The organism is Kribbella sp. NPDC058245 (assembly GCF_042882005.1).
GTDB lineage: Bacteria > Actinomycetota > Actinomycetes > Propionibacteriales > Kribbellaceae > Kribbella.
The window spans coordinates 111,473-133,083 of sequence record NZ_JBHVWY010000006.1 but is presented as its reverse complement, the minus strand read 5'-3'; the positions used below and the strand labels follow the sequence as shown (position 1 = coordinate 133,083).

Genomic DNA, 21,611 nt, shown 5'->3' with positions numbered 1-21,611 from the left:
CTCCCCTCCCTTTTTGTGGTCTCACCTAGGAGGGTGGGGGGGGCGCAAACGGTGGGTTGGTCCCCCCCCCACAACCACGTGGGCTGCCCCACCAAACGGCCGCCCGCCCATCGCACCACCATCTCGTGGGTTCACCCGTCAGCTTGTGGGTTCTGCACCCGCATGCGAGTCCAGAACCCACCACCTCATGGGTTAACCCATCAGATGGCGGGGGCCCTGGGGGTGGCTCGGACGTGTTCGAAGATGAGGCTGGTTTCGGCGTGGGCTACGGCTGGGTCCGCGGTGAGGTGGTCTAGGACGAACTCGCGGAGGGCGTCCGGCGAGGCTGCGGACACGTGCAGCAGGTAGTCGTTGGCGCCGCTGACGTGGAAGAGCGAGAGTACGCCCGGTAGGGCCGGGACCTTGGCGCGGAAGCGGTCGATCTCGTCGCGCGAGTGGGTACTGATCCGGATCGCGATCAGCGCCTGCAGCGGCTGACCCAGCGCGCCCAGGTCCACGTCCGCGTGGAAGCCGCGAATGACACCGCGTTCGCGCAGTGAGCGAACGCGGGTGAGGCAGGTCGACGGCGCGATGCCGGTCGCCTCGGCGAGGGCGTTGTTCGGCATCCGTCCGTCGACGGTGAGTAGCCGGACCAGCTCGCGATCCACCTCGTCCAGGCCGCCCGGAGCCGTGCCCGGTACCGCCCGAGGGGCCGGTCCGGGGCTCCGGCGATCCTTCGGCATGGCACCACTGTAGAGCGCGACCACAGAATCCACAGCGTGTGGACATCCCTGTGGACGAATTTTCTTCGGAACTCTTGCGTCCCAGCCGCAGAAGATTCCATCCTCAACCTCGCCACTGCCTGTGGATAACTTTGGGGAGGCGCCATGACGCAGCTCGACACCCGCGCGGTGCACGCCGGTCGCGACGACCTGACCGCCCTCGGGGTGCACGTCCCGCCGATCGACCTGTCGACCACGTATCCGCTCCCCGACGTCGGGACCGGCGGCGCGTCGTACGACGCTCTGGCCCAGGGCAACGGCCCGGACGGCGGCAGCCTCGTCTACCAGCGCCTGTGGAACCCAACCGTCGCCCGCTTCGAGGACGCGCTCGCCGAGCTCGAACACACCGACGGCGCGGTCGCCTTCAGCTCCGGCATGGCCGCCCTCACGGCATCCCTCCTCGCCACAGTCGCCGCCGGCCGCCCGCACGTGATCGCCGTCCGGCCGATCTACGGCGGCAGCGACCACCTGTTATCCACAGGCATCCTGGGGACAACTGTCAGCTGGGTGACGCCGGCCGAGATCGCCGAGGCGGTCCGCCCCGACACCGGCCTGGTCATCCTCGAGACCCCGGCGAACCCGACCGTCGAGCTCGTGGACATCGCCGCGGCGGTCCGGCAGGCGGGCGACGTACCGGTGCTGGTGGACAGCACCTTCGCGACTCCGGTGCTGCAGCAGCCGGCTCGGCACGGGGCGAGCCTGGTGTTGCACTCGGCAACCAAATACCTGGGTGGTCATGGCGACGTCATGGGCGGCGTCGTTGCTGCCAACCGGGACTGGGTCAGCCGCTTGCGGCAGATCCGCGCAGTAACAGGGGGCCTGCTGCACCCGTTGGCGGCATACGAACTGCACAGGGGACTGCAGACGTTGCCGGTGCGAGTGCGGGCGCAGCAGGCAACCGCTGCCAAGGTGGCCGACTGGCTCTGTGCCCAGCCGACCGTCGAGCAGGTCTACTACCCCGGGCTCAACGACCCGCTGGAGTTGGTAGGTCGCCAGCAGTCCGGCCCAGGCGCCGTACTGGCGTTCACTGTGGCCGGCGGCTACGAAGCGGCCGCGGCGGCCGCGGCCAACCTCAAGCTGATCACCCACGCGGTCTCACTGGGCGGCGTGGACACGCTCATCCAGCACCCCGCCGCCCTCACCCACCGCCTGGTCGAGGCCTCAGCCAAGCCGTCCGACGCCCTCCTCCGGCTGTCGCTCGGCCTGGAGGACCCCGAGGACCTCACCGCCGATCTTCAGCAGGCCCTCACGCCGGTACGGCGACCGGCCGCGTAAGGACTCGATCGACGATCCCGTACTCCCGGGCAGCCTCCGGAGTGAACCACCGGTCGCGGTCGAAGTCCGTGACGATCTGCTCCAGAGGCTGACCCGTCCGCTCGGCGATCAGCTCGGCCAGGTCCGCCCGGGCCTGAGCCGCCTGCTCGGCCTGCACCTTGATGTCGCTCGCGGTCCCGCCCATCCCGCCGCTCGGCTGGTGCATCATGATCCGCGCATGCGGCAGCGCGAACCGCTTGCCCGGCGTACCGCAGGTCAGCAGCACCTGCCCCATCGAGGCGCACAACCCCATCGCGTACGTCGCGATGTCGTTGCTGATGAAGTTCATCGTGTCGTAGATCGCCAGCCCGGCCGAGACGGATCCGCCGGGGGAGTTGATGTAGAGCGAGATGTCCGCCCGTCGGTCCTCGGCGTTCAGCAGCAGCAACTGGGCGCACAGGGCGTTGGCGTTCTGGTCCGTGATCTCCTCGCCGAGGACGAGGATGCGCTGCCACATCAGGCGTTCGTAGAGGTTCTTGTCGAGGTTGTTCGGTAGCTCACTCATGCTTTCCACAGTGCAGCCGAGGCGCCCGATCAGGCCCGGGAATCTGCCCGTGGCAGATCTGCCCACCGCGAAGCCCCGGCGGATGGCACACTCGGTACAGGACATCGGAGCCGAGGAGGGCCACACGTGTTGCTACGCGAGGTGATCGGAAACGTCTTCCGCCGGTTGCGGAACGAGCGGGGCATCACCCTGCGCGAACTGGCCGAGCGGGCCCAGGTGTCGGTGCCCTACCTGTCCGAGATCGAGCGTGGCCGCAAGGAGCCGTCCTCGGAGATCCTGGCGGCGATCTGCCGGGCCCTCGAGCTCGAGCTGACCGACCTGCTGAACGAGGTCCAGTTCGACCTCGCCACCGCGGTCCGCGCCGCGCTGCCGATCCGGCTCCAGACGACCTCGATCCAGGTGGCGCAGTCCGCGCCGCGCTCGATCGGCTCGTCCCGCGGGTCCTACTCCGGTACGGCGCAAGTCTTCGACCTGGTCGCTTAGGGTGTATCTCCTAACTCCCCGCCTACTGCGCTGCGGCGCGGACTTAAGAGAAACGCCCTAGTCGGTGGATTGGTACGAAAACCCTCCCGCCCGGGGGTGGCGAACCACGCCTGCCCCGGTGGAGGTGCTCGCGTTCCACCAGAGCGTGCCGACGTACCGGCCGACCCCGCTGACCTCGGTCCCGGCGCTGGCCGCCGAGCTGAGAGTCGGGCAAGTGCTGGTCAAGGACGAGTCGCAGCGGCTCGGCCTGCCGGCCTTCAAGGCGCTCGGCGCGTGGTGGGCGATCGATCGTGCGCTGCAGGAGCGGCCCGGTCCGGTTGAGCTCGTGACGGCGACCGATGGGAACCACGGCCGGGCGGTCGCGCGCCGAGCGTCGATGCTGGGGTTGCGGGCGCAGGTTTTCGTGCCGGACATGGTTCCCGAGGTAGCGATCGCGGCGATCCGCGACGAGGGTGCGACGGTGAGCGTCGTACCGGGTTCGTACGACGCGGCGGTGGCTGAGGCGGCGGCGTACGCGGTTGGTGAGCGGTTGTTGATCCAGGATTCCGCATGGCCTGGGTATGAGGTGGTGCCGCAGCTGATCGTGGACGGGTACTCCACGTTGTTCCGCGAGATCGCGGCCGCGCCGGATCTGGTCGTCGTACCGATGGGGGTCGGCTCGGTCGCACAGGCGGCGGTCACGCATTTCCGCAGCGAGGCGCCCGCGCCGATGATGCTCGGCGTCGAGCCGTCGGCCGCGGCCTGTGTAACTGCAAGCCTGCTGGCGGGAGAACTGCTGAGCATCCCCACGAGCAAGACGGTAATGGCGGGTCTCAACTGCGGTACGCCGTCGACGCTGGCCTGGCCGGTACTGCGCTCTGGTCTCGATCACGCGATCACGGTTGAGGACGACGAGGCGCTGCAGGCGTCAGCCGACCTCGGTACGGCGGGGATCTCGTCCGGCCCGAGTGGAGCCGCCGCACTCGCCGGTCTGCGAGCGGCTCGGTCGCGCCTCGCCCTGGGACCGGACAGCACGGTGATCCTCATCAGCACCGAGGCTGGACCAGCGGCGGCGATGCTGTGAGTGCGGTTGAGTTGGTGGTGCGGTTTCCGGTGGATGATCGAGCGCTGTCGGAACTGCATGCGGCGGCGTTCGAGGGTGCGCTGGAGGTGCAGCCTTGGGCGGAGCGGTTGGGGCGGTGGGCGCTGACCTGGGTCGGTGCCTTCAGCAACGATCAGTTGATCGGGTTCGTGCAGGTGTGCTGGGATGGCGGGGCGCATGCCTTCGTGCTCGACACGGCCGTGCATCCGTCGTTCGGCCGGCAGGGGATCGGGCAGCAGTTGGTGGCGGCTGCCGCGTCTGAAGCGCGTGAGGCTGGGTGTGAGTGGTTGCACGTGGACTTCGAGCCGCACTTGAGCGCGTTCTACCTCGATGCGTGCGGCTTCCGGCCTACTGACGCTGGGCTGCTGAAACTGCGGTGAGCCGCTCGGTCGAGATGCACGAGGTGAGGCAGCGTTCCTTGGCATCACCGAGCAGGTCGGCGGTCCAGCTCGTGAAACCACCGTCGCCCATCTCGGCGTCTGTCGTGCCGACACCGAGCGCCGTACCGGAGTAGTAGGTCGCGCTCTTGGTGCGGTCGGTGTCTTCGCGGAGGGACGCCCGTACGGCGGGGCGCACCGTGTCGTCGATGCGTTCGGTGACCGCGGACGGAGTGAACGTGGTGAACGTCAGGTCGGCAGTCTCGCCGAGGACGTCCCCCCAGAAGTTGAGGTGGTCGATGAGCAGCTCGGCCTCGGTTCGGCCCGAGCCCGTGTCGCGGGCGCTCGACACCAGCACGAACAACTGGAAGTGCGCTGACATCCCCGGTCCGTCGAACGCCTGCGCGCGAACCACCCGCTGACACGCGGCCAGGTCCACTCGCGCCTGCCCGGAACGTCGTCGTACGGCGGCCTCGATCGCGAGCTCGTTGGTCGGGTCGCTGGCGACCTCGGTACCGCGGATCGTGCTCAGCACCTGGTGCTGGTTGATCGTCGCCACCGCTGAGGACGTCCCGAGCGGCGTCACCGGCGACAACTCCACCCCGGCAAACCGCTCCGGCAGCAGTCCCCACAACCGCTCCTGCGTCTTCACCAACTCGCGCGGATCCGCATCCGACGGCCGCACGAACCGATCCTCCCGCCACCGCTGCATCAACCGAGCCGGCGTCACCCGCGCCGCCCGCTCCCGGCTCACATCCAGCAACACCGACTGCAGCTCAGAAGCACTCAGCCCCGCGGTCAGCGCCTCCCGCGCCCCCGCCGGCAGCTTCCCCCAGAACCGCTCACTCACATCCGCCATGCCTCCAACTCTGCCCGACGCCGAGCCCTCGACGCTCGGCATTAATGGATGAACCCGGACCTCCACCACCGTCCAACCTCACCGCCACGCGTCGGCTCACGCTCAGCTCCGACCCACAGAGGCGCCGTACGACGAGTTGGTGGGTGATGGGAGTCCGCCAATCCACGTGCGGGTTGCCGAATCCGGCGGTACCGTCGGTTCATGAGATTCCCGAGTCCGCACCTTTGACGTAGGTCTCCGCGCGCTGACCGACTGCCGACGGGGTTGTCTGCCCGGATTGTGGCGTTCGAGGCGCTGCACGACTTCATTCCGCTGTATCCGCTGTACCAGTTGTTGTTCAAGGACCACGGTCTGTCGACAGCACAGATCTCGACGCTGTTCGTCATCTGGTCGGCGACCGGCTTCGTCATCGAGGTGCCGTCGGGTGCCTGGGCGGACTCGTACTCGCGCCGCAAGCTCCTCATGCTCGGCGCGTTCCTCAGCGCGCTCGGTTACACGGCCTGGATCGTGCTGCCCACGTACGCCGGCTTCGCGCTCGGCTTCGTGCTCTGGGGGATCTCCTCGGCGCTCATCTCCGGCACCTACGAAGCCTTCGTGTACGACGAACTGGCCGTCCGCTCGCTGACATCTCGCTATGCGGCCCTCTTGGGCCGGGCTCGTTCCGCGTCGTTCATCTGCAACCTCATCGCCACCGTGCTGGCCGCGCCACTCTTCGCACTGGGCGGCTACGCCTTGGCTGCCGCGGTGAGCGTGCTCAGCAACCTCGCCCAGGTCGCCATCGCCTGGTCCCTCCCCGAGGCACCGCGCATCGCGTCCGCCGGGGAAGCCCCAGCGGGCGGAGGCCCCTTCGCCAACTACCTCGCGATGCTGCGAGCCGGTCTCAGCGAGGTGCTCACAGGCCGGACGGTACGACGCGGTGTGGTGCTGGCCGCGTTGCTGGGTGGATTCCTCAGCTTCGACGAGTACTTCCCGTTGCTGGCAAGGGAGATGGGTGCCGCGACTCCCATCATCCCGTTGGTGATCGCAGGAACGGTTGCGGCCCAGGCGATCGGCGGTGCGCTCGCAGGACCGGCGTACAGGTTGCCTGCAGCAACGTTTGCCGGAGTACTCGGGGTGACCGCGATCCTGATCGCCTCCGGATCGTTGAGTCGCTCGCTCTGGGGATTCCTGCCGATCGCCGTCGGCTACGGACTGATGCAGTTGGTGATCGTGGTGGCCGACGCGCGACTGCAGGATGCGATCACCGGTCCGGCGCGGGCGACCGTCACCTCGGTCTCCGGGTTCTTCAACGGGATCGTGGCGATCTCGATCTACGCCGGGTTCGCCCTCGGGTCGGTCTGGTTGTCGATGGCGACGCTGGTGGCCGCGCTCACGGTCCCCGTGCTGCTGACCGCGTTCGTCGTACCGGCAGCGATGCCGGCGGTCAAGATCTCCAACGCTGACTCGAATCCACCGTCGAAGTCATAAGCCAGCCCCTCGGCGCCCAGCTCGCTCACCACTCGAGCGAGCGTGGGCGCCTTTCCCTCCGGCAACTCGGCAACCCGCGTCAGCAGATCAGGCGCGAGATCAAACGTCTCAGCCCGTACGGCGACCTCACCGAGCAGGAACCCGTGGATGAAATCGACCAGCGTGTTCACCGCCTCGACGATCTTCCGCGCCGGCAACCCGCCTCGGTCGAGCGCGCGGTAGAACGGTTCGACCGTGACCACCACGACCGCCGACACCGCGGAGGTGTCGGACAGGATCTGCAGCGCCAGATTCGGATGCGCCCGCAGCGCGTTCCGATACGCGCGCGCCGCGTCCTTCACCTGGTCCTGCCACCCGACCGCATCGCCAGGATCCGGAAACTCCAGCTCGGCGAACACGAGCTCCGCCAGCCCAGCCAGTACGGCGGCCTTGTTCGGCAGGTGGTGATAGAGCGACATCGGGTTGACGCCGAGCGTTGCGGCCAGCCGGCGCATGGTCAGCGCGTCGATGCCTTCGTCGTCGACGATCCGCAGCGCCGCGGTCAGGATCGCCTCCCGGCTCAGCCGCTCCTCGCCGCTCCGAGGGCGCCCACCGGACCGCTTGCCAGCATTAACCATACATCGTATGGTACATAACCATACGTTGTATGGAAAGGATTGAGTCATGAAGCCGTTGGCGGGGAAAGTGGCGCTGGTGACCGGGGGCAGCCGAGCGGCCGGGCGGGGGATCGCCGTCCAGCTCGGCGCGGCCGGCGCGACTGTCTATGTGACCGGCCGGACCACGCGCACCAGTCGCTCGGAGATGAACCGCCCCGAGACGATCGAGGACACCGCCGAACTGATCGATCAGGCCGGCGGCCACGGCATCGCCGTACCGGTGGACCACCTCGAGCCCGCGCAGGTGAAGGACCTGATCGACCGGATCGAGGGCGAGCAGGGTGCGCTGCACATCCTGGTGAACGACATCTGGGGTCAGTTCGGCGAACCCGAGTGGGACAAGACCGTCTGGGAGAGCGACCTGGAGGCCGGGCTACGGCTGCTCCGGCTCGGCGTCGACACGCACGCGATCACCAGCCACTACGCGCTGCCGCTCCTGATCAAGTCGCCCGGCGGCCTGGTGATCGAGATGACCGACGGAACGAACGACTACAACGCCGACCGCTACCGCGTCTCGTTCTTCTACGACGTCGCCAAGGGCGCGGTCAGCCGGATGGCGTTCGCCCTCGCCCACGAACTCGACAAGCACGAGGCGACCGCCGTACTGCTGACTCCCGGCTGGCTGCGCTCCGAGGCGATGCTCGAGGGATTCGGCGTCACCGAGGCCAACTGGCGCGAGGCGAAGGTCCCTGGTTTCGGCATCTCCGAGAGCCCGTCGTACGTCGGCCGCGCGGTCGCGGCACTCGCCGCAGATCCCGACGTACGCCGCTGGAACGGCATGTCGACCTCGAGCGGTGAACTCGCCAAGCTCTACAACTTCACCGACCTCGACGGCAGCCAGCCCGACGCCTGGCAATACCTGATCGACGGCGAACGTGCCGCCGACCCCCTCGACCCAGCCGACTACCGCTGACCCCCGTACAGCGGGCATCAAGCGTTAACGTCCGAAAACACGCCGACCACGTACTGCGACTCTTCGGACGTTAGCCCTGGGTGTGGATATCAGCTGAGGAGTAGGAGGGTGGCGAGGGTGGTCATGAGGGTGGCGATGGTGGTGTCCAGGAATTGCCAGGCTCGGGGGCGGGCGAAGAGGGGGGCCAGGCGGCGGGAGAGGAAGCCTAGGGAGAAGAACCAGGTGAAGCTGGCGGTGACGGAGCCTAGGCCGTAGAGCCAGCGGGCGTTGGGGCCGTGTTGGTTGGCTAGGGCGCCTAGGAGGACGACTGTGTCCAGGTAGACGTGGGGGTTGAGGTAGGTGAAGGCGAGGCAGGTGAGGATGACTGTTCGCAACGCCGTGGGGGTGTGGTCGGTGGCGGTGAGGGCTGTGGGGCGGAAGGCGCGGCGGGCGGCGAAGGCGGCGTAGGTGAGGAGGAAGGCGGTGCCGGCGTACTTGGTGATGGTGAGGGCCAGGGGGCTGCCCGAGATGAGGACGCCTAGGCCGGCAATTCCGCTGGTGATGAGGAGGGCGTCGGAGAGGGAGCAGACCAGGACGACCGGGAGGACGTGTTCGCGACGGAGACCCTGGCGGAGAACGAAGGCGTTCTGGGCACCGATGGCGACGATCATGGCGAGGGTCGTGGCGAAGCCGGCGAGGGCGGTCATGGGTTCGACGGTAGGAAGATCTGGCCCGGTAAACCAGCTAAAGACTCTGACGTGGCATTAGACTTGCTTCATTATGCAGATCGACTCCGCGCAGTTGGAGACGTTCGCGGCGGTGGTGGACGAGGGCAGTTTCGACGCCGCGGCGCAGCGGCTCCAGGTCACGCCGTCCGCCGTCAGTCAACGGATCAAGGCGTTGGAGAGCCGCCTCGGTCAGATCGTGGTGATGCGCGGGAAGCCCGCCAGGCCGACGACGGCCGGTGAGGCGGTGCTGCGGTTGGCGCGGCAGGTTGCCCTGCTGGAGTACGAGGCGATTGCCGCCGTACAGGGAACGGTTGACGCACTTCGGCTACCGGTCGCCGTCAACGCGGACTCGCTGAACCACTGGTTCCTGGCCGCGATGCTCGACCTGTCCGAGCAGTTTCCCGCGCGGTTCGTGCTCCATCGCGAGGACGAGGAGTACTCCGCGGAGTTCCTCCGCAACGGCACCGTGCTCGCCGCGGTGACCGGTGATCCGCGTCCCGTTCAGGGTTGTCGCGTCGTACCGCTCGGCAGGATGCGCTACCTCGCGGTCGCCACTCCCCAGTACGTCGAGCGCCGGCTGTCCGGGCGACCACTCGCTGAGGCCTTGGCCGATGCCCCGCTGATCGTGTTCAACGACAAGGACGTTCTCCAGCATCGCCTGATCCGCAAGGTGACACGGCGCAAACTCGATCCGCCGAGCCACGCCGTACCGGCTGCTGGGGCCTTTCATCAGGCGGTGCAGATCGGGCTCGGCTGGGGGATGATCGAGGACCAGGTCGCCGGTCCGGCGATCGCGGCCGGCCACCTGGTGAACATTGCCCCCGGCAAGTATCTCGACGTGCCGTTGTACTGGCAGCACTGGAAGCTGGAGTCCGAGGTGCTGGCCGCCCTCACTGCTGCGGTACTGCGGGCAGCGGCTGCGAGTCTCCGTAAGTGACCAGGTCGATCGAGTTGCCGACCTGGCGGTGTCGATGCCGACGCCGAACCGGCCGAGGTGGAGCGGATCGGGTCGTTCCTCCAAGCGCTCCTGCTCGGCGTCGTCGTGCTCTACCTGTTCGATCCCGCCAAGGCGCCGAGCCCGGAGGACCTGGCCGCGTCGATCCGCACAGTCGCCAAGCGGATCACCACTTAAGCCCCATCGGGTTGTCGGGCGGAATCAACGCATCCGACATCAGTACGGCGCTCAGTGGGTGGACGAGGTCGTGCAATTCGTTCGTCAGGTCGTCGCCGAGCGCACGCCAACCGGCGTCGGCCAGCGCATCGGTCGTGTCCTCGACCTGCTGGCGGAGTGCCCGTCCGGCATCAGTCAGTGCACCATCCGCGTCGAGGAGTCCGCGCGAACGCAGGTCATCCGACGCAGCGGCCCATTCCTCTTCGCTCCAGTGCCGGGCGAGGTGGAAGAGCTCCTTCGACGGACCACCGGCCGCCGAGGCCGTGATCAAGGCCTGGCAGGGATCGAGCTCGGCGGCGACGAGCGCCGCTACATGCCCATCGCCGCGGGACTCGCGCAGGATCGTGGTCGCGTGCCAGAGCGCGAGATGCGGCTCGGTCGGCCAGTCGAGCGCCGCGTTGGCCGCTCCCAGCGCACGCCCGCCCAGCGGAGCGGCCTCGGCCGCCTGTCGTGCTACCTCGGCCGCGCGCCCGAATTCCGGTGCGTCCGGGAACAATCGTCGTACGGCGAGATCGACCGCGCCGAGCCGCGCTGCCAGCACCTGCTCGGGTGTCGCACGCGTCCAGGCGTCGGGCAGCGCCCTGGAAACCATCGACGGATGGAAGTTGTAGAAGACCGCCGTCACCAGCTCGGGCGAGGCCGCACCCAGGGGAGCGGATCGGCAGGCGAAGTAGCTCATCCAGCCGCCCTTGAGGCCCAGGGCGTCGGTCGCCTGCCGGGTCTCCGGGGCGAAGAAGGTGATCGCGTTGAAGGGCTCGAGCGTCTTCCACATCCGGCGCGCGCGGTTGTCCGTCACACCAGTGGACGGTACATCACATGCAATCCGACGTACCCGAGTTTGGCGTGTTCGAACGCCTCCGGCACAGTCCCGATGATCCGGAAACCGAGTGCTTGCCACAGGTGTACGGCGGACTCGTTCGTCTCGACCACCGCGTTGAACTGGATCGACCGGAACCCCTCCTGCCCGGCCCACGCGATCATGTCCTCGGCCAGCTTCCGGCCAACGCCCTGACCTCGAGCAGCCGGCGAGACCATGAAGCTCGCGCTCGCGACATGCGATCCCGGACCCGGCCGGTTCGGGTACATGTTCGCGCTACCGAGGACGGTGCCGTCGGCATCGACAGCAACTGTGGTCCTGTTGGCGCTGGACGGCGTCATCCACAGGGACTCTGCCTGCTCGAAGGTCAGCGACGGATCGTAGACGTAGGTTTCCTGCGCGGTGACGATGTCGTGGAAGAACGGCCAGATGGTCGGCCAGTCGGCGTCGGTCGCGACCCTGATCTGCACTGTCATGATGCGAAAAGCATCACCTCGGCCGCCGCAGGTGCCAAACGATTTAGCTGAGAGCCAATAGGATTGGTGAGGATGACGAACTCCGTGGTCCATGGGTTGCCGCGCTGGAGTCTGGCCGTGCCCCCGCTCGCCTTCATCGTCCTGCTGCTGTCCTGGGGCCGCGATCTCGGGGCGATCCTGCTGATCCTGGTCTGCGCCGGTTTGGGTGCTGCGGTGATCGCGGCCGTTCACCACGCCGAGGTCGTCGCGCACCGCGTCGGCGAACCGTACGGCACGCTGATCCTCGCGCTGGCCGTCACGATCATCGAGGTCGCACTGATCGTCACGCTGATGGCGTCCGGCGGTGACAAGGCTGCCTACCTGGCGCGCGACACCGTGTTCGCCGCGGTGATGATCACCTGCAACGGGATCCTCGGGATCGCCTTGGTCGTCGGATCGTTGAAGCACCACGTCCAGGAGTTCCGGGTCCACGCGTCGAGCGGCGCGCTCGCCGTGATGACTGCGCTCGTCACGCTCAGCCTCGTCCTGCCGACATTCACCACGAGTGCATCGGGTCCGCGCTTCAGCGGGCCTCAGCTGGCGTTCGCCGGTGTGGTCTCCCTGGTCATGTACGGCGTCTTCGTCTTCGTGCAGACCGTCCGGCACCGCGACTACTTCCTCCCGGTCGAGCCGACCGCGACTGATCTTGAGGAAGAAGAGGAGCACCATGCGGCCGCTCCGAGCAGCAAGGTCGCGCTGGTCAGCCTCGGACTGCTGTTCGTCTGTCTGGTCGCCGTCGTGGGTCTGGCCAAGACGGTCTCGCCGAAGCTGGAGTCCGCAGTCGAGGCGGCCGGTGCCCCGCTCGCGGTGGTCGGTGTCGTGATCGCGCTGCTTGTGCTGCTGCCGGAGACGGTTGCGGCCGTGCGCGCGGCACTCCGCAACCGCCTCCAGACCAGTGTGAACCTGGCGCTCGGCTCAGCTCTGGCCAGTATCGGCCTGACCATCCCCGCGATCGGTGTTGCCTCGATCTGGCTCAGCGGTCCGCTTGTCCTTGGCCTTGGTGCCAAGGAGATCGTGCTGTTCGCGCTCACGGTCGCAGTCAGTACGATCACCCTTGCCACCGGCAAAGCGACCCTGTTGCAGGGCGCCGTTCACCTGATGGTGTTCAGTGCGTTCCTGTTCCTTGCGGTAAGCCCTTGAGATAGGCCGCCACCACCTGCTGGTGGTTGTGCTCGGCCCAGCTCAATGCGTTCCCGCCGTACATCGGATCGCGCAGCTCGGGATCGGCGCCGAGCTCGATCAGTCGCCGTACCGTCTCGAGATGGCCGTTGAGCGCCGCCCGATGAATCGGGGCTGAGTGCGTCATCAGGTTCAGGTCGAATCCCAAGCGCTGTAAGGGTTCCAGCGCCTCGGTTCGGCCGGTCTCCGCAGCCCGCAACGGAAGATGCGGATCCTTGGCGACGGCTCGGGCCGCGAGGGCAGCGTCGACAGTTGGCAGTTCCCCGCGCCACACCGCGGCGTACAGCTCATGGAGATCGTCCAGCGGTGCCGCGCCGTGAGCGCGCAGCAGCTCGGCGATCTCCGTGAAGCCTTGTACGGCGGCGAACTCGTACGCGCGATGTCCGCCGAAGCCCGGGTGTTCCGTACCGCGGTTGTCCGGATCGATGCCCTGAGCAAGCACCAGCTCGACCCGATGCAGCAGTCCGGCGGACGATGCGAACACGAGCTCGTCCTCCAGCAATTGCTGCGGTGTCGGATGCGCCGTGGTCATCCGCTCGTGCCACGGACCGCCGTCACCTCGACCCAGTCCGAACTCCAACAACAGTTCCAAGTGCACATCGTCGTACGGCGGGGAACAGCCCGGGCCGCAGTTGTACATGGTCTGACTGTCGTTCGGGTCCGCGCCGGCCTCGAGCAGTAACCGGGCCAGCTCACCCCGGTTCCGATGCGGCGGCTGATCGCCTTCACCGCGCCCGAAAACGCCGGTGATCGCGGTGAACGGTGAAGGCATGCCCTGCCACAGATAGCCCGCGTTCGGGTCCGCGCCGTTCTCCAGCAGCAGCCGCGCGATCTCGACCTGATGCGGTGCATCGAGACGGCTGTAGGTGAGATAGAGCAACGGTTCCCAGCGGTACGGTCCACCCTCAACCCTTGCCTGACTGAGATTCCGCCGTACGGCGTCGAGGTCGCCCGCGACGACCATCGTGTAGATGTTGCTCTGGGCAACTTCAGGCAAGAACTGGCGCGCCGCCTCGTGACGGGCCGGATCATCCTGCCCATAGTGCAATGTCGCCAGCTTGAGGAACTCGTCGGCACGCTGCTCCGGCGTGTCCAGTGGGCCACCAACCGACTGGCGGTGCGGGGATCGGCTGTAGCGGTCGACCAATTCGAGGTGGTGCACGATCCGCGGCCAGCTGGGGAATCCGTAGCTGCGGGCAGTCGCCAGCTGGGCCTCGGCCAAGGTCGCGTCGGAGTTGTCCGCCCGGAGCTCGGTCAGCAGGCGTTTGGCCTGCTTGCGCAGGTGATCCAGGTTCGGGTCGTTCGGAAGATTGCGGGTCGGCATCAGCCGACCTCCTCTCTACGAGCCTGCTGTCCGCATCGTCAGGCGAGAAAGGAGGTGTGGAAACAAAGCACCAACTCACTGCATTCAGGTGGGCTGAGCCCTTCCCGCGGACCGGTGGCGCCCTGAGCGCCTACCGAAAACAGTAACCCATCAGGGTTTCTCCATCCACCACTCGACAAACTCGTGCGCCCGGTCCTTGGTCAGCCGGATCACCCACAGGTTGCTGAACTCACCCGGCGGATCGGTCAGGTACGTCGTCCACCCGCGCACGAACCCGACGCCGTCCCCGAACCCGAGCACCTCGTACTCGAAGGCCGTCTCACCCGGCGCATCCGCGACCTCGGCCCAGGCCGCCACGATCGCGTCCCGGCCGACCACCGGCTCGTCGTCCGGCCGTCGGTACCAGACCGCGTCCTCGGTCCACAGCGCCGCGACATCGGCCGGATCGTTCGACTCCCAGGCCTTGCGGTACTTCGTCACCCACCGGTCCAGATCCTTCTCCCGCATACCAGACCCCCTCTCAACCGATCCGGTTTCCATTCAGTACGACGCTCGCCGGGGTCGCGAGGATTTCCGGGTGCTCGCGCGGATCGGCGTCGTACGTGACGAGGTTCCCGTCGCCGGTCAGCCCCAGGTACTCCTGAGCTCCGGTCGAGGCGGCGACCAGGGCCTGGGTGACGGTCAGGCCGTGCTTCACGAGCAGGTCTACCTCGGCCGCGACCGAGCCGACCACGTCAGAACCGGCCAGCACGCGGACGCCGTACCGGTCGGTGAGCACGAGCATGGCGGCGGTCTGCTCTGCGCGGGCGAGTCTGCGGGCTCGTCGTTCCGGGGTCTCGTTCGGGTCTTCGCCGATCGAGGCGCAGAGGGTTGGGGTCCAGGCGCCGCCGCGGGCGCCGAGGGTCTCCAGGTCCTGCTCGGTGAGTGCCTTGCCGTGTTCGATCGAGTCGACGCCGACCCGGATCAGTTCGCTGACGATGTCGGTGTTGCAGTGCGCGGCGACCCGCGCGCCCCGGCTGTGGGCGAGCTCGACCATCGCCTGGATGACGTCGGTCTCGTAGGTCTGGTTGACCGCGCTGCCGCGGATCGGGCCCTCCGGACCGACCTCCCCGAAGTCGGCGACGAGCTTCAACCAGGTCGCGCCGTCGGCGATCTCGGCCTCGACCGCGGCCAGCAGTTGCTCGGGCGCGACCGGCTCATGCGCTGCCGGGAAGTAGCGACCGGCCGGGGCAAGAAAGCGGCCGGCGGCCACAACGACCGGACGGCTGTCGTCCTCGGCCGTCGCCAGTTTGAGCGTGACCGACCGGTTGCCACCGACATCGCGCAGCGCGCTGACCCCCGAAGCCGCGAGCTCATCAAGCCGCTCCCGCGCAAAGTCGTCCCCGAACAGCGTCGGCCACCCGTCGGCACCTCGCCCCAGCGTCAGGTGGCAATGCGAGTCGACCAGCCCCGGTACGGCGTACCGGCCGGGCAGCGGCTCTGGATCGCCTGCACCGATGGTCAGGCGGGTGGTGTCACCGGCGGGAAGGACGGTTCCTTCGAAGACCCAGGCCTGGCGGTACTTCGGCACCCATTGATCCGAATCCTTCTCGCGCATACCGGCATCGTCTCAAGCGCCGCGACGGTAGCGGCTGGGTGGTACGCCGTACTCGCGTTTGAAGGCCTTGGTCAACGCGAATTCGGTGCTGTAGCCGGTGCGGGTGGCGATGCTGCGGAGAGGGTCGTCAGTAGTGCGCAGCCGACGGGCTGCCAGGGTCATGCGCCACCAGGTCAAGTAGCTCAGGGGCGAGCGGCCGGCTGCGGCGGTAAACCGTTTGGCGAAGGTGGCGCGGGAAAGACCGGACAGGGCGGCGAGCTCCGCGACTGTCCAGGAGCGCTGCGGTTCGGAGTGGATGCCGTGGAGGGCCGCCATCAGGGCTGGATCGGTCAGCACGGCTGCCCAGCCCTCGGTGGAGCGGTCGTCGAACCAGGAACGCAGGACGAACAGCAACAGCATGTCGACGAGACCCGTCAGGATCGAGGACGTGCCTGCGCGGGGTTCGCTGAGCTCGGCGCTCAGCAGTTCGATCGCCGCGCGTAGAGACGCGGGCTGCCCGAGCTGGAGCGGCAGGTGGACCACCTCGGGCAGATCGTCGAGCAGCGGGTGGCTGCGGGCGCGGTCGAAGTAGTACGCCGCGCAGAGCAGACGGGTTGTCGTCCCGGCCTCCGAGAGCATCGGCGTACCGATCGGCGCGGTGTCGTCCGCGTCGATCCGGAAGTCGACCAAGGGACTGCCGGGCTGATCGGCCAGCGCGTATCCGGCGCCGTGTGGCACGAAGACCACGTCGCCAACGCTCAACTGGATCGGCTCGCCGTGCGCCGGGATCAACCAGCAGGAGCCTTCGAGCAGGACATGACAGCCGGCGCCGTCACTTGGCGGGAAGCGAATCCCCCACGGCACCGTCTTCTGCGTATGCGCGGCATGCGGGCGGCCGGTTCGCAGCGCGGTCAGTACGTCGCTCAGCACGTCCACGTCACCAGCTTACCGACGCAGACGCCTGGACATGAGGTCGAGCGTCGAGGCCATGTCCTGAGCCAGCTCCAATTCCTACGGTTGAACTACATCAACCTTCAGGGAGGATCTCATGTCGTTGTCTGTCGTCGTCGGCGCCGGAAGTACTGGTCGCGCCCTGGCTCTGCTCCTCGCCGAGGACGGAGAGCAGGTTCGGCTCGTCACGCGCAGCGGATCGGGCCCGCGTCATCCCGGCATCGAACTGGTCGCCGCCGACGCCGCCGACGCCGATCGGCTCAGCCGGCTGACCGAAGGTGCCGCCACGCTCTACAACTCGGCGATGCCGCCGTACGACCGCTGGCCGACCGACTGGCCGCCGCTCGCGGCCGGGATGCTCAGTGCAGCGGAGCGAACCGGCGCCGGCTACGTCATGCTCGGGAACACCTACGGCTACGGTCCGTTCACCGGACCGATCACAGAGGACCGGCCAATAGCGCCGACCACGGTCAAGGGGCGGGTGCGAGCGCAGCTGTGGGCCGACGCCCTGGAGGCCCACCAAGCGGGTCGCGTTCGAGTCACCGAGGTCCGCGGCAGCACCTTCCTCGGCGGCGAAGCGCAGTCCGTCTTCAACTTCGCCGTCGTACCCCAGGTGCTGGCGGGCACCGCCGCTGTGTATTCCGGCGCTCTCGATGTCGACCACAGCTGGACGTACGTCGCCGACGCCGCCCGCACGATGATCGCCGCCGCGCGCCACGGTGACGCCTGGGGAACTGCGTGGCACATCCCGTCCACCTCGGCAGCGCCCCTGCGCGTTGTGACCGAGCAACTGGCCGCACTGGCCGGCGCTCCGGCTCCGCAGCTGAGCGAGATGTCAGCCGAGGAGCTCGCCCGGATCGCCGAGCAGAACTCGGTCATGGCCGAACTGGTCGAGATGCAATACCTGAGTCGCGAGCCGCACCTGCTCGATTCCACCCACACCGAGGCGGTCCTCGGCGTCACGGCAACCCCGCTGGACGTCGTACTGAAGGAGACGATCGACGCCGCTCGCGCTGCCGCCTGAGGCCGAGGTCACGGCGAATCCGACTTGAACATGTTCAAAACCTCGTCGTACGCTCAGCTCACGATGAATTGAACGTGTTCAACTTGTGAGGGACCGACATGAACATGACTGTGACGACGTACCTGACCTATCTGGCGATCGCCGTACCGCTGACGATCTGGGTGGCCCGCACGCTGAGCCGGAACGGGCGGATCTTCCTGATCGACGTCTTCGACGGCAACGACGCCTTCGCCGATGCGGTGAACCGGCTGCTCGTGGTCGGGTTCTACCTGCTCAACCTGGGGTTCGTGACGCTGTTCCTGAGCCTGAAGGACCCCGTGCCGGACGCCAGCGGGCTCTTCGAGGCGCTGAGCGTGAAACTCGGCGTCGTGATGCTGGTGCTCGGCGGGGTGCACCTCGGCAACGTCTGGGTCTTCAACCGGATCCGCCGCCGCAGCCAGGCCGACCGGATGATCACGCCGCCGGTGCCGCCGAACGTCGTACTGGCTCCGCAGCAGCCCGAACCGCCGTCCACCTACGGCTACTGACCCATGCGGGAGCTGACAGTGCTGTACGACGCGCAGTGCGGTCTGTGCCGGCGGTTCAAGGACTGGCTGGCGGCACAGCGGCCGGCATCTGACGGCGAGGGCGGGGTGGTGCAGAGGCGGTTCGTCGCGGCGGGGTCGGCGGAGGCGCGGGCGCTCTACCCGACGCTGGATCACGCCAGCACGCTGCGCGAGGTGACGGTGGTCGCCGACGACGGTTCTGTGTACGTCGGCGACCGGGCCTGGATCGTCTGCCTGTGGGCCGCGTGGGACTGGCGCTACACAGCTGTCCAGCTGTCCACTCCGGCCATGCGGCCGGTGGCGCGACGCATGGTGCAGTCGGTGGCCGGGCTGAGGCGGTTCACGGTGGACCGGCCAGGGGGTGACTACGCTGACGGCTGTGACGGACAGTGCGACCACCAAGGGTGAGCAGACGCGCGAGCTGATCCTGTCCACTGCGCTGCGGTTGTTCCGCGAGCAGGGGTACGGCAAGACGACGATGCGGGCGATCGCGACCGAGGCCGGTGTCTCGGTCGGCAACGCCTACTACTACTTCGGCTCCAAAGAGCATCTGATGCAGGCGTACTACGACCACCTGCAGGAGCAGCATCGGGAAGCGGTGCGGTCGGTGCTGGTCGACGAGAAGGCGTTCGCTGCGCGACTGAGCGGCGTACTGCGGGTGTGGCTGGACGTGTCCGCGCCGTACCACGAGTTCGCGGCGACGTTCTTCAAGACGGCTGCGGATCCGAGGAGCCCGCTGTCGCCGTTCAGCACGGAGTCGCAGCCGGCCCGGGACGCGAGTATCGAGATCTTCCGGGAGGTCGTGGCCGGGTCGGACCTCAAGCTCTCGGCCGACCTGGCTGCGGAACTCCCCGAACTGCTGTGGCTGCTGCAGATGGGGATCGTGCTGTTCTGGGTCCACGACGACAGCGAGGACCTTCGCCGTACCAAGACTTTGATCGAGCGGTCGGTGCCGCTGATCGACCGGCTGCTGCGGCTGACCCGGATCCCGGGTGTGCGCGGCGTGGTCAACGACATCGTCGGTCTGATCCGCTCGATCAAGTCCTAGTTATTCGCCGGTGCTGCCGTCGATCCGCTCGCGGAGGAGATCGGCGTGGCCGTTGTGCCGGGCGTACTCCTCGATCAAGTGGATGTAGAGGTAGCGAACGCTGTAGATCTCCACCCGACGCGGACGGCGGAACGGGTCATCGAGAGCGTGTCGCGACGCGATCTTGTCCGACTCCTGTACGGCCTCCGCGTACGTCTGCAGGTCCGCCTCCGCCTGGGCCGGGTCGACGAGATCGAAGTCGCCGTCGGGATGTTCGGCCGTCCAGTAGCGATCCGGAACCTCCTCGCCGGCCAGACAGGACTTGAACCAGTACTGCTCGACTTCCGTGAGATGGCGCACTAGTCCGAGCAAGGACATGCTGGACGGCTCCGCGCTGCGCCGAACGAGCTGTTCAGCGCTCAGATCGGACACTTTGAGCAGCAAGGTCTGCCGGTGGAAGTCGAGAAATCCCTGCAGCAACTCGCGTTCGGAAGCCGCCGTGGGTGGGTCGATTCGGGTCACCGGAGACAATCTAGTGGGGTGCGGACCTGGTGTGCCGTACACTGATTGTGACGGCCCGCCCAGTTCTGCCTCGGGCCAGGAGCACTCTGTGACAGAGGTGCTCGCAGTCGACCCCCAAGCGCCGCGGCCCCTGACGGCCGCGCCGGGCAGGACGACCCCACGATTTTTGGAGTACCTATGGCGGCCCGCCGCCCCTTTACGCAAGCCACGAACACGTCCACCTCCGCCTCGTCCTCGAACGGCCCGTCCTCGAACGGCCGCCCGCGCCGGCGCAAGCCCGCGGCGAAGAAGCCCACCGGGAATGTTGCTCAGAGCAACAGCTCGGTCACGGCGACGGAGTACGAGTCCGTCATCCCGATGGATGTTCCGGATGACCTGACCTTCGCCGATCTCGGCGTACCCGCTGCACTGGCCGACGCCCTGGCCGCGACCGGGGTCACCAAGCCCTTCCCGATCCAGGCGGCGACGCTGCCGGATTCCCTGGCCGGCAAGGATGTTCTCGGCCGTGGCCGGACCGGTTCCGGCAAGACCTACGCCTTCGTGCTTCCGCTGCTGGCGCGCCTGTACCTGCGCGGCAACAAGCGGCAGCCGAAGTCCCCACGGGCCCTGATCCTGGCGCCGACGCGGGAGCTGGCCACCCAGATCCAGGCCTCGATCCAGCCGCTGGCCGATGTGCTCGAGCTGCGCACGATGACGATCTTCGGCGGTGTCGGTCACGGCCCGCAGACGACCGGACTGCGCAAGGGCGTCGACATCGTCGTCGCCTGCCCCGGCCGCCTGGAGGACCACCTCAAGGCCGGCAACCTCAGGCTCGACGCGGTGGAGATCACCATCCTCGACGAGGCCGACCACATGGCCGACCTGGGCTTCCTGCCCGCCGTCCGCCGGATCCTCGAGGCGACCCCGGTCAAGGCGCAGCGGCTGCTGTTCTCGGCCACGCTGGACGCGGGCGTCGACGTACTGGTCAAGCGCTTCATGAACAACCCGATCACGCACAGCGTCGACTCGGCGCAGTCGCCGGTCTCGAAGATGACCCACCACGTCCTGCACGTGAAGGCCGACAGCCGGGTTCCGGTGCTGGTCGACCTGACCGCCGCTCCGGGACGCACGCTGGTCTTCACCCGGACCAAGTACGGCGCCAAGTCGCTCACCAAGAAGCTGATCGCCTCCGGTGTGCCGGCTGTCGAGCTGCACGGGAACCTGTCGCAGGGTGCGCGCACGCGCAACCTCGAGGCGTTCTCAGCCGGTACGGCGAAGACGCTGGTCGCGACCGACATCGCGGCGCGCGGAATCCACGTCGACGACATCACGCTCGTCATCCACGCCGACCCGCCGGTCGAGCACAAGGCCTACCTGCACCGCTCCGGCCGCACGGCCCGCGCGGGCGCCGAAGGCACGGTCATCACGCTGATGACCGACGACCAGGTCCGCGACGTCCGCGACCTGACCCGCAAGGCCGGCATCGCCCCCAAGACCACCAAGCTGTCGATCGGGGACCCGCTGCTCGCCGAGCTCGCCCCCGGTGAGCGCGTCTTCGTCGAGCCGCCCGCCAAGGCCCCGGTCGTCGCCACCACCAGCACGCCCGGCCGAGGCCGGGGACGCAGTCGTGGCGCTGGCGGAGGCTCGGGCCGCAGCGGTGCAGGCTCCACCCGTACGGCGACCGGCAGCACCTCGCCGCGCTCCGCTGGTGGAAGCACCAAGACCCGCACGGTCGCCTCCTCCACGGCGACCCGCCCCGGCGACAGCCCCTCCGCCTCGCGCGGCGGCCGCCGTCGCCGCGGCCCCCGCAAACAAGCCGCCTAACTCCCACCCGGCGACCGACCCCTGCACCGCGTCG

General features: G+C 68.0%; 25 protein-coding genes and 1 pseudogene. 14 read left to right on the top strand and 12 right to left on the bottom strand.

What is annotated here, in order from left to right:
- Positions 1-200: 200 nt before the first annotated feature.
- Positions 201-722, bottom strand: coding sequence for an Lrp/AsnC family transcriptional regulator (locus ACFVWG_RS15665; protein ID WP_391543974.1), 522 nt, complete (start codon positions 720-722; stop codon positions 201-203).
- Between the two features lie 144 nt (positions 723-866).
- Between ACFVWG_RS15665 and ACFVWG_RS15660 the strand changes: the two genes are divergently transcribed.
- Positions 867-2,036, top strand: coding sequence for a trans-sulfuration enzyme family protein (locus ACFVWG_RS15660; RefSeq protein WP_391543973.1), 1,170 nt, complete (start codon positions 867-869; stop codon positions 2,034-2,036).
- Here ACFVWG_RS15660 and ACFVWG_RS15655 read toward each other — a convergent pair.
- Positions 2,008-2,580: a ClpP family protease gene (locus tag ACFVWG_RS15655; protein WP_391543972.1), complete on the bottom strand. Its 573-nt coding sequence runs from the start codon at positions 2,578-2,580 to the stop codon at positions 2,008-2,010. The genes ACFVWG_RS15660 and ACFVWG_RS15655 overlap by 29 nt on opposite strands.
- A 126-nt stretch (positions 2,581-2,706) precedes the next feature.
- Between ACFVWG_RS15655 and ACFVWG_RS15650 the strand changes: the two genes are divergently transcribed.
- The 3 genes from ACFVWG_RS15650 (at position 2,707) to ACFVWG_RS15640 (ending at position 4,524) form a co-directional block, all read left to right on the top strand.
- The gene (locus tag ACFVWG_RS15650) at positions 2,707-3,063 is read left to right on the top strand and encodes a helix-turn-helix domain-containing protein (protein WP_391543971.1); all 357 of its coding nucleotides are present in this window, start codon (positions 2,707-2,709) and stop codon (positions 3,061-3,063) included.
- Positions 3,064-3,181: 118 nt separating this feature from the next.
- A complete protein-coding gene (locus tag ACFVWG_RS15645; RefSeq protein WP_391543970.1) occupies positions 3,182-4,126 on the top strand; it encodes a pyridoxal-phosphate dependent enzyme in 945 nt (314 codons plus the stop codon).
- A 29-nt stretch (positions 4,127-4,155) separates the two neighbouring features.
- A complete protein-coding gene (locus tag ACFVWG_RS15640) occupies positions 4,156-4,524 on the top strand; it encodes a GNAT family N-acetyltransferase (RefSeq protein ID WP_391543969.1) in 369 nt (122 codons plus the stop codon).
- Here ACFVWG_RS15640 and ACFVWG_RS15635 read toward each other — a convergent pair.
- Positions 4,493-5,380, bottom strand: a complete 888-nt coding sequence (locus tag ACFVWG_RS15635; protein WP_391543968.1) for a hypothetical protein — start codon at positions 5,378-5,380, stop codon at positions 4,493-4,495. The two genes, ACFVWG_RS15640 and ACFVWG_RS15635, sit on opposite strands and share 32 nt — an antisense overlap.
- A 279-nt stretch (positions 5,381-5,659) precedes the next feature.
- Here ACFVWG_RS15635 and ACFVWG_RS15630 point away from each other — a divergent pair.
- Positions 5,660-6,673: pseudogene (locus ACFVWG_RS15630) on the top strand (MFS transporter); the annotation flags it as partial.
- A 17-nt stretch (positions 6,674-6,690) separates the two neighbouring features.
- On the opposite strand, the gene ACFVWG_RS15625 reads toward ACFVWG_RS15630, so the two are convergent.
- Positions 6,691-7,464 carry a TetR/AcrR family transcriptional regulator gene (locus ACFVWG_RS15625; protein WP_391543967.1) on the bottom strand — a complete coding sequence of 258 codons (774 nt, stop codon included), beginning with the start codon at positions 7,462-7,464 and terminating at the stop codon, positions 6,691-6,693.
- A gap of 46 nt (positions 7,465-7,510) precedes the next feature.
- On the opposite strand from ACFVWG_RS15625, the gene ACFVWG_RS15620 reads away from it, so the two are divergent.
- Complete coding sequence (locus ACFVWG_RS15620; protein ID WP_391543966.1) at positions 7,511-8,416, top strand: SDR family oxidoreductase; 906 nt, start codon at positions 7,511-7,513, stop codon at positions 8,414-8,416.
- Positions 8,417-8,505: 89 nt separating this feature from the next.
- Here the strand turns inward: ACFVWG_RS15620 and ACFVWG_RS15615 are convergent, their stop codons facing one another.
- Positions 8,506-9,102, bottom strand: a complete 597-nt coding sequence (locus tag ACFVWG_RS15615; RefSeq protein ID WP_391543965.1) for a LysE/ArgO family amino acid transporter — start codon at positions 9,100-9,102, stop codon at positions 8,506-8,508.
- A gap of 73 nt (positions 9,103-9,175) precedes the next feature.
- On the opposite strand from ACFVWG_RS15615, the gene ACFVWG_RS15610 reads away from it, so the two are divergent.
- Together ACFVWG_RS15610 and ACFVWG_RS15605 are read left to right on the top strand one after the other, a co-directional pair.
- Positions 9,176-10,060, top strand: a complete 885-nt coding sequence (locus ACFVWG_RS15610) for a LysR family transcriptional regulator ArgP (protein WP_391543964.1) — start codon at positions 9,176-9,178, stop codon at positions 10,058-10,060.
- A 57-nt stretch (positions 10,061-10,117) separates the two neighbouring features.
- Positions 10,118-10,255, top strand: a complete 138-nt coding sequence (locus ACFVWG_RS15605; protein WP_391543963.1) for a hypothetical protein — start codon at positions 10,118-10,120, stop codon at positions 10,253-10,255.
- On the opposite strand, the gene ACFVWG_RS15600 is transcribed toward ACFVWG_RS15605, so the two are convergent.
- The gene (locus tag ACFVWG_RS15600; RefSeq protein ID WP_391543962.1) at positions 10,245-11,090 is read right to left on the bottom strand and encodes a hypothetical protein; all 846 of its coding nucleotides are present in this window, start codon (positions 11,088-11,090) and stop codon (positions 10,245-10,247) included. The two genes, ACFVWG_RS15605 and ACFVWG_RS15600, sit on opposite strands and share 11 nt — an antisense overlap.
- Positions 11,087-11,587: a GNAT family N-acetyltransferase gene (locus ACFVWG_RS15595; protein WP_391543961.1), complete on the bottom strand. Its 501-nt coding sequence runs from the start codon at positions 11,585-11,587 to the stop codon at positions 11,087-11,089. The genes ACFVWG_RS15600 and ACFVWG_RS15595 overlap by 4 nt, the downstream gene beginning before the upstream one ends.
- A 72-nt stretch (positions 11,588-11,659) precedes the next feature.
- On the opposite strand from ACFVWG_RS15595, the gene ACFVWG_RS15590 reads away from it, so the two are divergent.
- Entirely contained in the window at positions 11,660-12,766 is a 1,107-nt protein-coding gene (locus ACFVWG_RS15590) for a calcium:proton antiporter (protein ID WP_391543960.1), read from the top strand.
- Here ACFVWG_RS15590 and ACFVWG_RS15585 read toward each other — a convergent pair.
- The 4 genes from ACFVWG_RS15585 to ACFVWG_RS15570 form a co-directional block, all read right to left on the bottom strand.
- Positions 12,732-14,129: an ankyrin repeat domain-containing protein gene (locus ACFVWG_RS15585; protein ID WP_391543959.1), complete on the bottom strand. Its 1,398-nt coding sequence runs from the start codon at positions 14,127-14,129 to the stop codon at positions 12,732-12,734. The two genes, ACFVWG_RS15590 and ACFVWG_RS15585, sit on opposite strands and share 35 nt — an antisense overlap.
- A gap of 150 nt (positions 14,130-14,279) precedes the next feature.
- Positions 14,280-14,636 (bottom strand): YybH family protein, encoded by a 357-nt coding sequence (locus tag ACFVWG_RS15580; RefSeq protein WP_391543958.1) that lies wholly within the window; start codon positions 14,634-14,636, stop codon positions 14,280-14,282.
- Between the two features lie 13 nt (positions 14,637-14,649).
- Positions 14,650-15,726 (bottom strand): amidohydrolase family protein, encoded by a 1,077-nt coding sequence (locus ACFVWG_RS15575; RefSeq protein ID WP_391543957.1) that lies wholly within the window; start codon positions 15,724-15,726, stop codon positions 14,650-14,652.
- Between the two features lie 12 nt (positions 15,727-15,738).
- On the bottom strand, positions 15,739-16,641 hold the full coding sequence (locus ACFVWG_RS15570; protein WP_391543956.1) for an AraC family transcriptional regulator: 903 nt from the start codon (positions 16,639-16,641) through the stop codon (positions 15,739-15,741).
- A 112-nt stretch (positions 16,642-16,753) separates the two neighbouring features.
- Between ACFVWG_RS15570 and ACFVWG_RS15565 the strand changes: the two genes are divergently transcribed.
- From ACFVWG_RS15565 to ACFVWG_RS15550, 4 genes are all read left to right on the top strand, one after another.
- On the top strand, positions 16,754-17,680 hold the full coding sequence (locus tag ACFVWG_RS15565) for an NAD-dependent epimerase/dehydratase family protein (RefSeq protein ID WP_391543955.1): 927 nt from the start codon (positions 16,754-16,756) through the stop codon (positions 17,678-17,680).
- Positions 17,681-17,778: 98 nt separating this feature from the next.
- On the top strand, positions 17,779-18,207 hold the full coding sequence (locus ACFVWG_RS15560; RefSeq protein ID WP_391543954.1) for a hypothetical protein: 429 nt from the start codon (positions 17,779-17,781) through the stop codon (positions 18,205-18,207).
- A 3-nt stretch (positions 18,208-18,210) separates the two neighbouring features.
- Positions 18,211-18,633, top strand: a complete 423-nt coding sequence (locus ACFVWG_RS15555) for a thiol-disulfide oxidoreductase DCC family protein (protein WP_391543953.1) — start codon at positions 18,211-18,213, stop codon at positions 18,631-18,633.
- Positions 18,605-19,273, top strand: coding sequence for a TetR family transcriptional regulator (locus tag ACFVWG_RS15550; RefSeq protein WP_391543952.1), 669 nt, complete (start codon positions 18,605-18,607; stop codon positions 19,271-19,273). Before ACFVWG_RS15555 ends, ACFVWG_RS15550 begins: the two co-directional genes overlap by 29 nt.
- Here ACFVWG_RS15550 and ACFVWG_RS15545 read toward each other — a convergent pair whose 3' ends face one another.
- The gene (locus ACFVWG_RS15545; RefSeq protein WP_391543951.1) at positions 19,274-19,774 is read right to left on the bottom strand and encodes a DinB family protein; all 501 of its coding nucleotides are present in this window, start codon (positions 19,772-19,774) and stop codon (positions 19,274-19,276) included.
- A 177-nt stretch (positions 19,775-19,951) separates the two neighbouring features.
- On the opposite strand from ACFVWG_RS15545, the gene ACFVWG_RS15540 reads away from it, so the two are divergent.
- Positions 19,952-21,577, top strand: coding sequence for a DEAD/DEAH box helicase (locus ACFVWG_RS15540; protein ID WP_391543950.1), 1,626 nt, complete (start codon positions 19,952-19,954; stop codon positions 21,575-21,577).
- Positions 21,578-21,611: the final 34 nt, after the last annotated feature.